Below are 16554 nucleotides of genomic sequence, written 5' to 3'. Positions count from 1 at the left end.
CACGGCATTGCGAAAATGTGACATACCCGGGGCGCACTTGAGCCACGAATAACCCCTCCGCTTAGGTGGCTTGTCTGTGCGCGATGTTAAGCCAGGTTTACGCTCGGCCGGCGGAACGCGGAATTGAAATGCACTCCGGCAATTCCCACTGGCGGCTTGCCTCCTTAAGATTGACGGCCATTCACCAAGCAAACAGGTAACCAGGGCGAGTTCTCATGGCACAGCGATTGGCGGGCAAGACGGCATTGGTAACGGGCGGCGGCACCGGCATTGGCTGGGGCATTGCCTTGGCCCTGGCCGAAGAGGGCGTGCGCGTCGCCATTGCCGGTCGGCGATTGAACGTGGTGCAAGCAGCGGCCGCCTCGTGGAAGGGGCAGCCTGCGATGCTCGCCCACGATTGCGATGTGGCCGACCGAGCCAGTGTGAATCGTTTGTTCGCTTGGGCCCACAAAGAACTGGGGCAGATCGATATTCTGGTCAACGCGGCCGGGGTGAATATCAAAACCCGCTCGATGACCGAAATGACCCCTGAGCAGTGGGACGAGGTGATGAACATCAACTCGACCGGCGTTTACAACTGCCTGCACGCTGCGTTGCCGCCCATGCGTGACCGGAAAGACGGGCTGATCATCAACGTCTCGTCAATCTCGGGCAAGCGCGCCGCGCCGCTCGGTGGCATCGCCTACAACGCCTCGAAGTTCGCCGTCGCGGCCCTCGGCACCGGTGTGGGGAACGAAGTGAAGGCCGACAACATCCGCATTACGACCATTTTCCCGGGCGAAGTCGATACGCCGATTTTGGAACATCGCCCGCAAGCCGTCTCGGCCGAACGTCGCGCCAAGATGCTGCTGCCCGAAGACTTCGGGCCGATTGTCGTAGCCCTGGCCATGTTGCCGCCGCGAGCGCACGTGCCAGAGTTGATTATCAAGCCGACCGTGGCGGATTACATCTAACTTGCCCGCTGGCAATCGTCGGGCCACCGCTAGTGCAAAAGCCAATAAACCCCCGCCGCAGGGGCGGGGGCGGAAAGACGTGCGGGGCGATGCTGACTTGCTGCAGCGGGCGGGGCGGAAAGACGTGCGGGGCAATGCGCAATGGCTCGAGTGATCCTGATCGTCGGCACACTCGTCACCAGTTGGCTCTGGATGCAGATCGTGCACGAATTCGGCCATGTGTTGGGCGCGTGGTCGACGGGAGGGACCGTTGAGCGCGTAGTCCTGCACCCGCTGGCGATCTCGCGAACCGATGTCTCGGCCGCCCAGCATCCGCTGGTGGTGATTTGGGCGGGGCCAATCCTGGGCTGCCTGCTGCCAGTCCTGATGTGGCTTCTGAGCAAGTGGCTGAAATGGCATAGCGAGTTTCTGTATCGCTTTTTCGCGGGATTTTGCTTGCTGGCGAATGGAGCCTATCTCGCTGGCGGCTCCTTCGACGGCATCGGCGATTGTGGCGACCTGCTGCGGCACGGTTCGCCGATTTGGACCCTCTGGCTGTTTGGCCTCGTCACCATTCCCGCCGGTCTGCTTCTGTGGCACGAACAGGGTCGGCACTTCGGGCTTGGACCACGAAGGTTGCCGGTCGATGCACGACTGGCTTACACGGTGGCGGTGATCGCCGGGCTAACCGCGGTCATGGAAGTCGCCACAAGCTGAGTGGTCCGGGGTCGGCGAGTCTTTGGCGACGAACGATCTGGCCACAAGCGATTGCATGACTCGCCATCAACTCCCGACCCGAGGACGCCAGATCGGCAGTTGCTCGCGGCCCGCCCGAGCATTCGAGTTGCCGGCCATTACCCGGCAGGGGTAAGTCGATCGGCTGCCTGCGCGATTGGGGTCAGGAGTCGATGGCGAGTAGTGTCTTGGGGAAGTAGCTGAGTCGTCTCTCGCCAAAGACTCGCCGACCGCCAACAAAATCGTTGCTAAATAATTGACAAACAATCAGCACATCGAAATAATTTATCAGTGAGTGCGAGCGCCGCTGCGCGCGCCGAGTGAAGGGTTCGCTGGTTGCCGGCGACACAACTGCGCAGCCGATCTTTTTCAATCTGGTGGAAAGAAGTTAGCAGTCTGCTGCGCGGGCGTGACACGGTTTTCTTGAACAGGTGCGGCACATTTATGGGAGCTGCGTTTTCCCTTGCCCTTCCATCGCTTTCGGTCTGGCTCGATGAGAGCCCAGGAACCTCCCCCGCCAAGTAGTGGTTATCAAATGGTTATCAAGAAAACCAGCAATAACAACCAAATAATGATCGAAAGTTATTTAAAATTAATCGCTTAGATACGATTTGTCGCTGCATCAAATCGCGCAAAAAAGTTATCAAATCGTGTGAGCAGGGGGGGTTCGGCGGTACAGTGCTTTGCGGGAATTGGAAATGATTAAGGGGGCGGCGACACGTCGTTGCTCTACTCGCTGTAGACGACTGGTCAGGAGCCCGTCGCTGGTGCAAAAGCCACTGGTTCAATAGCCGCAAGCGCAAAAGCCAATGAACCCCGCCGCAGCGGCGGGGGCGGAAAGACATGGAGCGAGGCGGAAGGACTGCGGGATGATACTGACGTAAGTCAAAGCGGTCGGAAACGAGGCCGTTCACAAACCCTGGGGGTTTGTGACCACAAAGGCGCGCCGCAACCGAGAGATATTGAGGGGCGCGTTCACAAACCTGCCCGGTTTGGGAACAAGCTTTTCCCGGCTCAACTGCCAGCTGGTGGACTTACGTCGCGGGACATCACTTCTTCGCTGGCTTCGGAGTGCTGGGCCGCGGAGTATTCGGCGGCGGTGTTTTCGGCGGCATGGGTGGCGGCTCTTGCCAGTTCCACGCGTTCTGGTAGCGGATGTTGAGGAAGGGAGTCTCGAGGTACTTGCCGCCATCGCGCTTTGAGGTCAGCACCACATCGAGCAGTCCGCTGGTCAGTAGCGTGCGTTCGGTGGACCAGGCCGGTTTGCCGGTGTGCATCATCTGCTCGACCCCCTTCAGCAAGTTGGTGAAGTGAGCGAAGGGATGTTCTTCCTGTAAGCGGAACAGCGTCGACTCGGTTCCTCCGTCGGCATACTTCCAAGCTGCGCCCCATTCAGCCAGGCCGTTGTCGAGATGCGCTACGCTGGCCTTCAGTCCATCGTTGTATTCGATCTGAAAGAGCGCGGGCTTCTTGGGCAGGTCGCGAACGGTTTTGCCCGCCGGCAGCGGACGAATTTGAAACGTCGCCACGGCCTGCTCGAGCAGCTGACTGCTGAATTCGCCGCGGTCCATGGCCCGCCAGACTTCGTCGCCTGCCAGGCAGCGAACTCGCTTCACGCCGGTCTCGCCCCCCGCGCGGCGTTCGACCAGGCACTGCAGCGCTTCGAGCCCATGAAAGCCGTACGAGTCGAGCCGACCATACGAGGTGACGACGATCTCTTTGATCGGTTTGTCTTTCTTCAGGTCAATCGCTGGCACGCGCCACGCTTGCGGCACCGACGAGCCGGCCATCAGCGGGATCTTGTGCTTTGCCGCCGTCTGCCAGAACCAATCGGCGTCTTCCCATTTATCGGACAGGTGTTTATCGCTGAAGACCGGCACGACCTTGCCAGTTTTTTCGAAGGTGCTGACGATCTCGCCAAACAACCGTCGCTTGGGATACGCAGTGCTGCCGGTATCGTTCGCGGGATACTTGCCATGCTCGGCGATCATCAGCACGCCATCGACGGCCAGCTGATCGCCGCCCAGTGTCAGCGCGCCAGCGATTGAATCGAAGATCGGCACCTTGTGCTTCTCGGCGAGCACGCGGCTCTTGTCGTTCTCGGGAACCTGATCGGTAAAGATCGAAACGAGCTTGAGCTTGGGAAACTCACCTTGCCCGTTCAGGTTGTAACCTTCGAGCAGCCGGCCGCCGATCACGTCGGCATGCGAGTTCTGATACCAGACTGTCGTGATGACCGCGACGCGCGGAATCTTCTCTTGCCCGCTCGCTGGCACCGCCGCGAGCAACATCAACCACAAGAGCATTGTGAAACGACACGCGACCTTGGCTGCAACTAGCACGATCGTCCCTCCGGTTTTTGACAGCGAACGCGAACTCATCAATGATTGCTGTTTTGTAGCATAGCGAGCAAGGAGATGCCTGCAGCGTGAGCCACCAAGAAACAAAAAGAGCCAGCGTGCTGAGTGCGAACGCTGGCTCGGTATCTTGCGGGAACATCGCGGAGTACCGCTTGTTCCGGGGTACTTTCTAGCCCCGGTTTACTCGGTGATGATTTGGTCGACGGTGCCGCCGGCGGGGATCATGGGGAGCACGTGCTCTTGGTAGGGGACTTGGACGTTGAGCACGTAGGGACCGGGGTAGTCGATCATCTCTTGGATGGCGGCGGTGAGATCTTCCTTCTTGCTGACGTTGGCAGCGCCCCAGCCGTAGCCCTTGGCGATTGTGACGAAGTCTGGATAGCGGTCGTGCTCGGCCATGAAGCCGTTATCGTTCCAGGCTCGTTGGCCGCTGGCATGTTCGTGATCGATCGGCCCCAGGTAGGTGTGAGCACGGTTGCTCTGGTGAAAGCGATCTTCCCACTGCACCACCATGCCCAGGTGCTGATTGTCGAGCAACAGCACCTTCACTGGCAACTTTTCGCAGTAGCAGGTGGCCATCTCTTGGATGTTCATCTGGTAGCTGCCGTCGCCGTCGATATCGACCACTAGCGAGTCGGGAAACGCGGCTTGCACGCCCATTGCAGCCGGCAGGCCGAAGCCCATCGTGCCGAGACCGCTGCTGCTGAGCCAGGTGCGAGGATGCTTGAACTTGTAGAACTGAGCGGCCCACATCTGGTGCTGACCCACGCCCACCGTGATGTAAGCCTTGCGGTCTTGCGTCAGGCGGCTGAGTTCGGCAATCGCGTGCTGTTGCAGAATGCCCTTGCAGTTCTGGTCGTACTTGAAGGGCTGGGCCTTCTTCCAATCTTGGCACAGCTTGACCCAAGGGCCGATCTCGGCGGGAGCTTCGACCGACTTGTTGATCTCTTGCAGGGCGAACTTCACATCGCTGCAAACCGGAATGTGGGCCGGCTTGTTCTTGTTCAGTTCCGAAGGATCGATATCGATATGAATGATCTTCGCATGCTTGGCAAACTCAGCAAGCTTGCCGGTCACGCGGTCGTCGAACCGCACGCCGAAGGCGAGCAGCAGGTCGCAATCGCGGACGGCCCAGTTCGAATACACGCTGCCGTGCATGCCGAGCATATCGAGCGACAGCGGACCTTCGTTCGGATAAGCGCCCAAGCCCATCACGGTCATGGCGACCGGAATGCCGGTCTTCTTGATGAAAGTTCGCAAGTCTTCCGAAGCTTCACCGGCGATCACACCGCCACCGGCATAGATGACCGGGCGCTTGGCGAGCTTGATCGCCGCGATAATCTGCTTGATCTGTTCGGGACGAGCTTGAGGCGTCTTGCCGGTATAGCCCGGCAGGTTCATCGCGGCATCCCAATCGGGAACGCAAACCTGGTTCTGAATGTTCTTCGGCATGTCGATCAGCACGGGACCAGGACGGCCGGTCGTGGCGATGAAGAATGCTTCCTTCATCACGCGGGCCAGATCCTTCACGTCGGTCACCAGAAAGTGATGCTTGGTGATCGGACGACAGACTTCGACGATCGGCGTTTCTTGAAAGGCATCGGTACCGATGACAGGCGTAGGAACCTGGCCGGTGATGGCGATCATCGGAATGCTGTCGAGCTTGGCATCGGCAATGGCAGTGACCAAGTTCGTTGCGCCGGGACCGCTCGTGGCGAACACAACACCGGGCTTGCCGGTCGAACGGGCATAGCCTTGCGCGGCGAAAGCTCCGCCCTGTTCGTGGCGGGGAAGAATCGTGCGGATCTTGTCGGCGTAACGAGTGAGGGCCTGATGCATCGGCATGCTGGCGCCGCCTGGATAGGCGAATACGACCTCGACGCCATGATCGACGAGCGACTTGACGAGGATATCGGCCCCGGTCATTAGTTGCGTTTCGGTGGCGGTTGAGGTGGCGGCCATTATGCATTCTCCTGGTCTAAAACTCGCTGCTATTGCGATCAGCTGGTGCCCCCAATGCGCAGCTTCGCCTCAGGGGGAACCACTCAGATTATGCCACATCGGGCAAGTGGACAAGGCGCGGCGCTGCCCAGGCGGGCGAAACACCGAAAATTCGCTTACCACGCCCCTTCCGCAGGCCGGATTACCGGCAGAACCGACCATCGGCCCGCGTTGCCGAAAAGGCTAATCTGGCAGCACTTAGGAGAGACCAGCGAGCTAGGAAGTTCGCTTCTTTTTCTTCACTTTTGCTTTGCCGCTCGCCTGACCGTTGGTCTGGCCATTGGATTGCCCATTATTGACCTTCAGAATCGACACCGTGCCGCGCATATCCATCAGGAACGACTTCACGCTCAGCTTGAGGTCGCGAGCGGCGGCCCACTCGTGGATCTCGCCCGTCAGAATCTGGGCATACTTCAGGTGCAGTTCCGCCTCCGCGGCCATCCCAGCCGGGGTGTCGTCGAACTCCGGATGGACCTTGAAGATCTGGTGATAGGCACCGCAGTGGCGATGCTCCAGAATGTAGATGTCTTCGATGCGATGCAGGTCCACAGCCCCGGCCAAATGGTCGAAAAACGTGCGTTTCCAGTGAGCATACTCGGGCAAACAGCCACCCAGTGCTCCAAGAGCCGCACCCGCGAAAATCACCTGGTCGTAGCGGTTTTCGAGGTTGTCGTGGTTCATGAACATCGCCGTGTTATCGAGCAGTCGCGGGTCCATGCAGCTGAGGAGCAGCACGGGACCACGAGCCGGCGGATACGTCATGTCATGCGTAGGATTTTCGATCACCGAAACACTCCGTTGGGTCAATAATGATGCCAGCATGTTTGAACACAGAGGATAAAGGGGAACGAACAGTATCGGATAGCTGTTTGGGGCAACTCCCCTGAAAACGGCACCCGAAAGATAACGAAAGCGTTAGGATTCTAGCAAGCTTGCCCCAACAGACCAGCCCTAAATCGCGTCTTCTTCCGCTGTTGCGGAACGCTAGCTCGCCCCTCCGCGGCAACTTGTCTCTGCCAATCATGTTCGTTTTGGTATTCTCCCTCCGCCAGGTTGTCAGCTTCTGACCCTGGCGGCGTAAGTACTTACAGAGAAACAAGTTGGCGACTTGGTGAGAAATGTTCGCTGCTAGGCCTCCGGCTGCGACGCGCGACCTAAGATTCAGGATGGAAGCAACTTAGCTACAGCCGACCGGGCGGCACCGGCCAGCGAGGTTGGCGGTCGGTGCAAACCGACCCAAGATTACGGTCTGAGACCACGGTCAGAGAAAAGGATCGACTCATGTGCGGGATTGTCGCTTACGTCGGACATCGGCAGGCAGCAGAGTTTCTCATCGACGGCTTGCGCCGGCTCGAATATCGAGGCTACGATTCGGCCGGGCTGGCGACCGTGTCGAGCGATCGTCGCCTGCACGTCGTCAAAGCGGTCGGCCGCATCGATGCTCTCGCTGAAAAGTTGAAGCGGCATTGGGCTCCGGGCACGATTGGCGTCGGCCACACCCGCTGGGCCACTCACGGGGCCCCGAACGAAGTCAACGCGCATCCACATCGCGGTGGTGACGACTGCGTCGTGCTGGCTCACAACGGCGTGATCGAAAACTATCGCGCGCTCAAGGAACGACTCGAAGAAGAAGGTTACGAGTTCGTCTCGGCGACCGATACCGAAGCGGTCGCTCATCAAATTGCGAGTTGCCTCACGAAGCATCGCGCCCAACTGGCCGAGGGAACCGAAGGGGAATCGTGCATTCGCGATCCCTATGCGATTCCCATCGCGGCCATCAACGAAGCCACCGGCAAGTTGCGCGGCACGTATGGCTTGGCCATCTTGCTGCGAGATTATCCCGGCGTCATCTTCGCCGCCCGTCAAGGCAGTCCGCTCGTTGTGGGTGTTGGTCATGGTGAACATTGGGTCGCCAGCGATGCTTCGCCACTCGCCGGCCGCACCGACAAAATCATCTACCTGGCAGATCGCCAACTGGCTGTCATCACTGCCGATTCCGTACAAGTGCTCGAGCGAGACCTGGGCATCGTTTCGCATGCCGTCGAAGCTCTGGAGATCGAAGCCGAAGACGTCGGCCTCGAAGGCTTCCCGCATTACATGCTCAAAGAGATCTACGAGCAGCCCGACTCGATCACCGCTGCCATGCGTGGCCGCTTGAACGATGTCGATGCCACGGCTGTATTCGGCGGCCTCAACCTCACGCCGCAGCAACTGCGCAACGTCAATCGCATCGTCCTCACGGCGTGTGGTACCAGTTGGCATGCAGCCATGGTGGGGGAGTACCTGATCGAAGAACTGGCTCGCATTCCCGTCGAAGTGGAGTACGCCAGCGAACTGCGCTATCGCAATCCACCCGTCGAACAAGGGACGCTCTTGTTCGCTCTGACCCAAAGCGGTGAAACAGCCGATACGCTCGCCGCTCTGCGCGAAATGAAGCGGAAGGGGCATCCCTCACTGGCGATTTGCAACGTCGTGGGGAGCACCATCGCTCACGAAGCCGATGGAGGTGTTTATCTGCATGCCGGCCCCGAAATTGGCGTGGCCTCGACCAAGGCTTACACGTCGCAAGTGGCCGTGATGACGATGCTCGCCCTCTACTTCGGCCGACTGCGTCACCTCAGCTTTGAAGCAGGCCAGCGCATCATCACGCAGCTGCGCAAGTTGCCCGATCTCGTGCGAGAAACGCTCGAAGTGAACAACGAAGTTCGTCGCATTGCCGCGAAGTATGCCCACGCCAACAACTTCTTGTACCTCGGCCGCCAGTTCAACTTTCCCACCGCTCTCGAAGGGGCACTCAAGCTGAAAGAAATCAGCTACATCCACGCCGAAGGTTACCCCGCGGCCGAAATGAAGCACGGCCCCATCGCCCTGGTCGATCAACATACCCCCAGCGTGTTCCTGATGCCGCAAGGCGGCGTGTACGACAAGGTGATGTCGAACTTGGAAGAAATCAAAGCCCGTGGCGGCCCGGTGATCGCCATCGCCGCTCGTGGTGACAAAGAGATCTCGCGGCTGGCCGACGACGTCATCTACGTGCCGGTCGTCGAAGAGTTCCTCTCGCCGCTCATCAACATCGTCCCGCTGCAACTCCTCGCCTATCACATCGCCGTCCACCGTGGCTGCGATGTCGATAAGCCCCGCAACCTCGCCAAGAGCGTGACGGTGGAGTAGGGAAGTTCTGAGTTCGAAGTTTTGAGTTCTGAGACAGGAGCAGGCATCCGTTCCTGAGCCGGAAGTGTCAGCCCCCGCAGAGTTCGCCCGCAGCGATTCTTGGTCCCTGCGGGCCGCTCAAAAGAATTCCAAATCGTCGCTTCGCTGGACACGTTGCCAGCGACCAGCCAAGCGATCAGATACCAGCCTCACGATTGCAGCGCTCGGCATTCGTCGTGGCCAGCTTGCGTTTCTCGGTCGCTCGCAGCAAGGGCCGATTCTTCTCCCTTCGCAATTCGCCTCGCGGTTATCACCGTCACCGACATTCGCAGTTTTGTCTGATAACTTTTTTTCGCGTTTTTTGCAATTTGGGCGGCTATTTCTAAGCCGCTAGCCTCCAACAACTTCGAGCGTCAAAACCGATCACTTTTTGCCCCAAAACACCCCTTTGCTGATAACCATTTGATAACCGTTTTGTGGCAAGCTGGGCAATCTTCATTTCGCGACAACTGCACAACCGGCGACAAACAAATTGTGCGACAACGGCAATTAATACACCACAACAACAAATCAACTGTCGATTATGTTTTCATCTTTTCCAACGAACATACACCCACATTCTCGCGATCTTTCCACCAAATTGCCAAACAGCTTCGCGTCCAATGATACAGACCCGCGTGACTAGTCTGGTCCCAGAAAATTCGGGCAATGACCGTTCACGCTGGCATCATTTCTTGCCCACCTTAAAGTCGTGTCACGAAATCTCAGGCGAAGATTTCAATCCCCTTCAGCTCGGGGGGCGGGAAGGAAGTGCCACATTCCAGACAGCGAACGCGGTCGCGAGGGGCGGGCTGTTCGCAGGCGGGGCAATCTTCCAGCGGGGGCCAAGTGCGATGCCAGCGATAGGCGAACCAGCCTGCGGGGCCGAAGAGAAATACAAACGCAGCCCACCAAGTAGCGCCCGGTAAACCAAACCGTCGGTGACGGCGATAGGCAGCTATCGCCAGCCCTGCACTGACCACAACAGTCAGCAGGAACCCTGGCCAGCTGGCGGAAATCACTTGGGTCGTCGCAGACGATAGCGGTACGGCTTTTCTCGTGTGCAAATTCGACCAAGCCACCTTCAAATAGAGGGGAATTTGCCAGGCGATTGCGGGTGCTCCAATCGCAAACATCACCATGCCGGTCCGCGCGCTTGGCCCCACGACCGAATTCGCTACTACTCGTCGTTGTTCAGTGATTTCGCCCCCAGGTTTCAGCCACGTGAGAGTTTGCACACCGGGAGTAGACCGGTCTCGACTGATGACAAGCAGCCGCCCATCGGCCAGTCGAGTTAGTGACATCGCTGCCGATTTCAACTCTTCGGGCAGGGCAAACTCTTCTCTCTGTCGCGTCTTGGGATCGATCAAGACGATTTCTTTCGGCAGCAGGATCGCAAGCGAGCGAGGAGCGATTGCATTCGCGGACATGGTCAGCCCATCGCCCTCTTCGGGCAGTTTGTCCGAAGTGCGCCAAGCCCATCCCAGGCTCACGATCCCGGGACTCTCGAACAGCGACGTCACCCGGCGCCTGCGAGTGTCGATCTCCCAGACCTGGTTGTTGCCATGCACGTAAAATGCAGAGATGTTCTGGGAGTAAGGCACAAACGGATTTCGATCGAGCACCGCGAATATCAGGGAAGTGGTTCCGGCAATTTCAAACCAGGTATCACGCCCCGGCATCTTCTCGGTGAATCCCGCGCGGCCGAAGTAGCCGATCACTTCCTTAGTTAGCGTGTTGTAGCCAACGCCATACGCGAGCCCATTTGGCTGGCCGTCATGCACGAGATACCAGTAATTGGCCGGCGACGCGCCGTCGTTGATCGATGCCAGGCGACTGTACCAACCCCAGCCCACCGCAGGCGCTATCAATTCGTCGTGCGGAGCGAAGACCAACTGGGGTGCTAGTAGGTGATGGGGACTAACGGAAGTTGGCTCCAGGTCGATAGTGAGTACCTGCGTTTTGCTGTAATTTTGCGTGTGCTTTTCGATCACCGGAGTGCCGTCGGCAAGAACCTGTAGTTGCTCCGAGCCAGTTGTTCCTGGTCGCAAAGGTAATGTGCCGTCAGCAGTGACGAGAGCAAGAAACCACAGCGCGCTGATCCCCGTGGCAATCATCGCCGCCAGGGATAAGGCTCGGAAAGTCGAATAGAGGGCAGGCATGCTCACTCTCCCAAAATGTTTCAGACGGAGGCGGTGTCAGGCAAAATCGCGAACCTCAACCACGAACAGTATTTGGGCGACCAGCATTCCCCCGGTCGCCGCAATCAGCAGCAGCGCTGCGAAGGGGGAAAATTGAGCGAGTTGCCAGGCGAACATTGCAATCGTCGCTGTCGCGACTAGGGGCAAGAGCCTTGTGCCCTGCCACTGGGCAGGGCGAATACCCGCCAAGAATGCTCCGAGATAGCAAAGGCTTGCTGCCAGCCAAGTTATCCAAGCGGAAACGGTCATCGACCAGGCGAAGGGACTGGGATGCGCGCCGTTCGTGGCCGCCCACAGGGCATACGCGACCAATGGCAGCAGCGTCAGCAGCAAATAGAGCGAAAATCCCACGACGAGCTTCGTGAGAAAAATGGTTTGGCGACTAACAGGACGATGCAGCATGAACAAGTGCGCGTCGCCCTGAAAGTCCGCCAAGGTTTGTTTGAAGCCAAAAGCGATCCCTAGCACACCGGCACAAAATGCGAATTGTGATTCGAACGAGTCGTAGAGAAACGGAAGGCCGCCCCCACGTCCAAATCCCGTCATGAACGGAGTCCAATCTTCCAGGTGAACCCAGCCAATAGCGTTGAAGGTGAAGAGTGCCAGGCCGATAAGACCCAGCGCGGCGAGTCCGGCTGTTTCTCTTAGTTCTTTAAGCGTAAGTGCGACGTTCATGGGCAGCCTCCACATTGAGCAGGGGGAGCGACCTTCGCGGACCGCGGGTGTACTCAATAAATGCGTCTTCCAGGTTCAACTCAAGCACATCGACGGCCAGTGGTTCGAGCGATTCGATGAGTTGTTCGTGACGCGTTCCGTAACCGACGAGTACTACCTCTAGCCGGTTGCCGATGCGCCACGAGCTGACGAGGCCATCGCAGGTCGGGAAAGTCGGGGGCTCGCCAGAAAACTCAAGCAAGACTTTGCGGATCGACATTTTGAAATAGTCGAGTGGACAATCGACCCGCAACACACCGTCCATGATGATGCCAATGTGATCGGCTACGCGTTCGACATCGGCGAGCACATGCGAGCTGATGAGGATCGTCCGTCCTTCGCGCTGGATGATCTGGATCAGCGATTCCAGAAAATCTCGGCGGACGACGGTATCGAGACCGAGCGTAGGATCGTCGAGAATCAGCAACTCCGGATCGGGGGCGACGGCCAAAGCCAGCGACACCTGTGCTCGCTGGCCATTGGATAGGCTGCGAATCTTCGCCCGCCGCGAGAGGGCAAAGTGATCGAGAATCTGGTCCAGCAGATCGGCATTCCAGTGCGGATAGAACGCCCGGGTGAAGCGAATTGCATCGTCGATCGACATCCATCGGAAAAACGGATGACCTTCGGCGATGTAGGCAATTCGGGCGCGCGTCGCGGGAGTCAACTGGCTGGCATCTTCGCCCAACAGTCGCGCGGTGCCGCGGTCGGGCCGCACGAACCCCAGCAGCATCTTGAGCGTGGTGGACTTGCCCGAGCCGTTGCGGCCCAGCAGGCCATAAACAGAGCCCGTCGGAATGCGCAGGTTCAGCGAGTTGACGACACACTTGCGCCCGTAATACTTCGTCAATCCAGCGGTGGAAATCGCGTCGGCCATGCCTATTCGCTCCCGATCGACTGAGGAAACTGAAACTTCTCTTTGCGTTCGGCAACGAGGGTCAATACTTCATCCCCCGTAAAGCCCAGGTGGACGGCCTCGGTCAGCAACTGATCGGCTAAGGTGGTCAGACGCTCCTTGCGAGCGCGACGCGTCAAATCGTTGCGAGGCTGAGCAACGAACACACCCAAACCGGGACGCGTGTTCAGAATGCCGTCGCGTTCGAGCTCGGTGTAGACTCGCGCGACGGTATTAGGATTAATCACCAAGGTTCGCGACAGTTCGCGCACACTCGGGAGCCGCTCGTCGGCAGCCAGACGACCACGGGCGACTGCCTCGCGAATCTGCTGCGCCAACTGCCGATAGATCGGCATGCGGCTGGCGGGATCGATTTGAAACATCATGCGGCCCTCACCTCTGTCTGTACTAATACTATTAGTACAGGTGGTGCAGAGTCAAGAGCGACCGAAAGGAAATTTTCAGCTTGTGCAATGCGAGCGCACGCGACAAAGAAATGCCCGTAGGGGGCGGTCGAGGTCGCGCCGTAGAACTTGCTACGCGACTTGGCGTTTGGCGCAAGGATGTTGGACGCCTGCGAGAGCGTCCAAAGTCTTAGGAGCGATTTCCATCACCGTGCGACCGCCTCCTGTGGTGGCTTTTTCCGTTTACCGGATGTGCAAGACGAATTGCCACACCCAACGCCGCCAACTCTGGCGGGGCTTTTTCGTGCGCGGGTAGAATGGGGAGGATGAAATTTTCGCTGCGAGATTTATTCTGGCTGGTCCTAGTTGTTGCCATCGGTGCCGGCTGGTTTGCGGACAATCGCTCGACCGCTAGGGCACTTCATCAGAGGGACATTCGCATCAGAAAAGAGCTTCGCGCAATCATGAGGGAGAACTACTTGCTTCATCGTGAAGTTGGACGCCCAACAACGCTACCGAGTGACTGGATCGAAGAAGAAATCTATCGCCTTGACTAATTGATCGATCACTAATGAGCGGACACTCATGACTTCTAACCGCGCTCCACTCATCGTCGCCATCGCCTTGCTGCTCCTGCCGGTGCTGTACGTGGGGAGTTATCTGGCGATGGTGGTGCCGGAAGGAATCATTGTCGACTTTTACCGAAGCGGCGTTCCCCAGCTGGGCAATTACCGCTTGGCAAACAACGCCGCCGCCAGAGTTTTCTATCCACTGGAGCAGATCGACCGGAAGGTGAGACCGGGAGCGTGGGAGTGGACGGGGGCGGCTTCAGGCTTTGACGCTAACACTGACGAGGCTGTCGACTTCACCCGCCAAAAATTCCGCGCTGCGGTCTAAGTCAGTGAGCCGGCGTGGGTTCGGTTTTCATATCCACCGACGTCGGACAGTACCAACCGTTCACGCCAGCACAGCTAGGTTCTGGCCGCCGGCCAGAACCTATCGTGCCCCGCGACGAGGCTCTCCCTACCTGAGGAAGGGCTATTTGCTGAGCAGGCCGTTTACTTGGGTGATGACGTTTTCGGGGGTGAGGGCGAAGTGCTTGTAGAGCAGGTTGAATGGCCCGCTGGCGCCGAACGACGACATGCCGACAAAGCGACCTTGGAAACCGAGGTAGCGGTCCCAGCTTTGACGAATGCCGGCTTCGATCGCGACGCGGTTGACGCAGGTCGGTGGCAGCACTTCGTCGCGATACTTTTGGTCCTGTTCTTCGAACCATTCGCAGCAAGGCATGCTCACCAGCCGCACTTGTGTGCCGGCGGCGGTCAGTTGTTCCCAGGCCTTCATGCCGATATCGAGTTCGCTGCCGGTGGCGATGAGAATCACATCGGGCTTGCCGCTCTTGGCTTCGGCCAGGATGTAACCACCCTTGGCAGCCATCGCGGCTGGGGCGAACTTGGTGCGGTCGATGGTGGGCACGTTCTGGCGAGTGAGCACCATCGCGGCCGGTTGCTTCAGCCGCTTCATGGCTTCGCGGTAGCATTCGCCCACTTCATTGGCATCGCCGGGACGAATCACAGCCAAGCCAGGAATGGCGCGGGCAGCGGCCAGGTGTTCGACAGGCTGATGGGTCGGGCCGTCTTCACCCAGGCCGATCGAATCGTGCGTGAACACATAGGTGACTGGGCGGTGCATGATGCTGCTCAGTCGCATGCTGGGGCGAAGATAATCGGTGAAGACGAAGAACGTGGCACAGTAGGGGCGAATGCCCATCAGCGAGAGGCCATTGCAGGCCGCAGCCATGCCGTGCTCGCGAATGCCGAAGTGCAAATTGCGGCCGGCGTAGTCGTGGGGACCAAAGTGGCCGGCCCCTTCGAACTCGAGCATGGTCATGGTCGAGGGAGCCAGGTCGGCCGAGCCGCCAATCATCCACGGGTAGTGTTTGGCCAGGCCATTGAGCACTTTGCCCGACGAAATACGAGTCGCCATCCCCTTGGCATCAGCGGGGAAGACCGGAATGCCAGCATCAAAACCTTCGGGCAACTTCCCGGCCCACAGGGCTTCGAGCTCGGCCGCTTCCTTAGCGAACTTGGCTTTGTATTCGGCGAACTTGGCAGCCCAATCGCTGTGAGCCTTGCCGCCGCGAGCACCGATGCCGCTCTTGAACTGCTTGCGTACTTCGTCGGGCACCAGGAACTTTTCGTTCTCGGGCCAGCCATAGGCTTTCTTGGTGAGGACGATTTCGTCTTCGCCCAGCGGAGCGCCGTGCGCGTTGTGGGTGTTGGCCTTGTTCGGCGAGCCCCAGCCAATAATGCTGCGGAGGACGACGAGCGTCGGCTTGTGCTCGGTGCTATGGAAGTTGTCGATCGCTCCCTGAATCGAAGTCAAGTCGTTCGCATCTTCGACAACGATCGTGTTCCAACCCAGGCCTTGAAAACGCGTGGCGACATCTTCGCTGAAGGCGAGTTCGGTTTCGCCTTCGATGGTGATGTTGTTGTCGTCGTAGACCCAGATGAGATTATCGAGTTGCAAGTGACCGGCGAGCGAAGCTGCTTCGCAAGCGACGCCTTCCATGATGTCGCCGTCGCTGCACAGCACGTAGACGTTGTTTTCGAACAGTTCGAAGCCAGGGCGGTTGTAGCGAGCGGCCAGCCACTTGGCACCCATCGCCATGCCGACACTATTGCCGCAACCTTGGCCGAGCGGGCCCGTGGTGGTTTCGATGCCCGTCGCATCGCCGAATTCGGGGTGACCGGCACAAGGGCTGCCGAGTTGGCGGAAGTTTTTCAGATCGTCGAGCGACAGGGCCGGTTCGTCGTGTTGCACACCCTTCTTGTCGACCTTCTTCAAGCCAGCGAGGTGAATCATCGAGTACAGCAGCATCGACGCATGGCCGCACGAGAGCACAAAGCGATCGCGGCACGGCCACAGGGGATTGGCCGGGTCGAGCTTGAGATTGTTGTTCCAGATTTGATAGGCGACCGGGGCCAAGGCCATCGGCGTACCGGGGTGCCCGCTGTTTGCTTTTTGCACGGCGTCCATCGCCAAAGTGCGGATGGTGTTGATCGCCAGTTGCTCGATGCCGACGGAAGCCTCTGCGGTAGCCATGATTGCGTGCTCTTACTT

13 protein-coding genes are annotated in these 16554 nt (G+C 58.8%); 5 read left to right on the top strand and 8 right to left on the bottom strand.

From position 1 onward, the window contains the following. The first annotated feature begins 215 nt into the window (after positions 1–215). On the top strand, positions 216–953 hold the full coding sequence (locus tag NA78x_RS00235) for an SDR family oxidoreductase (protein WP_425616401.1): 738 nt from the start codon (positions 216–218) through the stop codon (positions 951–953). 141 nt (positions 954–1094) lie between these two features. Then, entirely contained in the window at positions 1095–1649 is a 555-nt protein-coding gene (locus NA78x_RS00230; RefSeq protein ID WP_425616400.1) for a M50 family metallopeptidase, read from the top strand. Positions 1650–2716: 1067 nt separating this feature from the next. Here NA78x_RS00230 and NA78x_RS00225 read toward each other — a convergent pair. The 3 genes from NA78x_RS00225 to NA78x_RS00215 form a co-directional block, all read right to left on the bottom strand. Next, positions 2717–4048, bottom strand: coding sequence for a hypothetical protein (locus NA78x_RS00225; protein ID WP_425616399.1), 1332 nt, complete (start codon positions 4046–4048; stop codon positions 2717–2719). A gap of 159 nt (positions 4049–4207) precedes the next feature. Continuing rightward, positions 4208–5989, bottom strand: a complete 1782-nt coding sequence (gene ilvB, locus NA78x_RS00220; RefSeq protein WP_425616398.1) for a biosynthetic-type acetolactate synthase large subunit — start codon at positions 5987–5989, stop codon at positions 4208–4210. A 255-nt stretch (positions 5990–6244) separates the two neighbouring features. Then, on the bottom strand, positions 6245–6814 hold the full coding sequence (locus NA78x_RS00215) for a hypothetical protein (protein WP_425616397.1): 570 nt from the start codon (positions 6812–6814) through the stop codon (positions 6245–6247). Between the two features lie 495 nt (positions 6815–7309). Between NA78x_RS00215 and glmS the strand changes: the two genes are divergently transcribed. Continuing rightward, complete coding sequence (gene glmS, locus NA78x_RS00210) at positions 7310–9199, top strand: glutamine--fructose-6-phosphate transaminase (isomerizing) (protein ID WP_425616396.1); 1890 nt, start codon at positions 7310–7312, stop codon at positions 9197–9199. A gap of 743 nt (positions 9200–9942) precedes the next feature. On the opposite strand, the gene NA78x_RS00205 is transcribed toward glmS, so the two are convergent. The 4 genes from NA78x_RS00205 to NA78x_RS00190 are packed head-to-tail and all read right to left on the bottom strand — an operon-like array spanning position 9943 to position 13413. Further along, the gene (locus NA78x_RS00205) at positions 9943–11379 is read right to left on the bottom strand and encodes a hypothetical protein (protein WP_425616395.1); all 1437 of its coding nucleotides are present in this window, start codon (positions 11377–11379) and stop codon (positions 9943–9945) included. 36 nt (positions 11380–11415) lie between these two features. Further along, positions 11416–12093, bottom strand: a complete 678-nt coding sequence (locus tag NA78x_RS00200) for a hypothetical protein (RefSeq protein ID WP_425616394.1) — start codon at positions 12091–12093, stop codon at positions 11416–11418. Continuing rightward, positions 12071–13009: an ABC transporter ATP-binding protein gene (locus NA78x_RS00195; RefSeq protein ID WP_425616393.1), complete on the bottom strand. Its 939-nt coding sequence runs from the start codon at positions 13007–13009 to the stop codon at positions 12071–12073. The genes NA78x_RS00200 and NA78x_RS00195 overlap by 23 nt, the downstream gene beginning before the upstream one ends. A gap of 2 nt (positions 13010–13011) precedes the next feature. After that, positions 13012–13413 carry a GntR family transcriptional regulator gene (locus tag NA78x_RS00190; RefSeq protein WP_425616392.1) on the bottom strand — a complete coding sequence of 134 codons (402 nt, stop codon included), beginning with the start codon at positions 13411–13413 and terminating at the stop codon, positions 13012–13014. A 344-nt stretch (positions 13414–13757) separates the two neighbouring features. Between NA78x_RS00190 and NA78x_RS00185 the strand changes: the two genes are divergently transcribed. Continuing rightward, positions 13758–13988, top strand: a complete 231-nt coding sequence (locus tag NA78x_RS00185; RefSeq protein ID WP_425616391.1) for a hypothetical protein — start codon at positions 13758–13760, stop codon at positions 13986–13988. A gap of 28 nt (positions 13989–14016) precedes the next feature. After that, on the top strand, positions 14017–14328 hold the full coding sequence (locus NA78x_RS00180; RefSeq protein WP_425616390.1) for a hypothetical protein: 312 nt from the start codon (positions 14017–14019) through the stop codon (positions 14326–14328). 141 nt (positions 14329–14469) lie between these two features. Here NA78x_RS00180 and tkt read toward each other — a convergent pair whose 3' ends face one another. Beyond that, positions 14470–16536 (bottom strand): transketolase, encoded by a 2067-nt coding sequence (tkt, locus tag NA78x_RS00175; RefSeq protein ID WP_425616389.1) that lies wholly within the window; start codon positions 16534–16536, stop codon positions 14470–14472. Positions 16537–16554 lie beyond the last annotated feature (18 nt).

It is taken from the genome of Anatilimnocola aquadivae, assembly GCF_049819085.1.
GTDB lineage: Bacteria > Planctomycetota > Planctomycetia > Pirellulales > Pirellulaceae > Anatilimnocola.
This window is presented reverse-complemented; position numbering and strand designations above follow the sequence as displayed.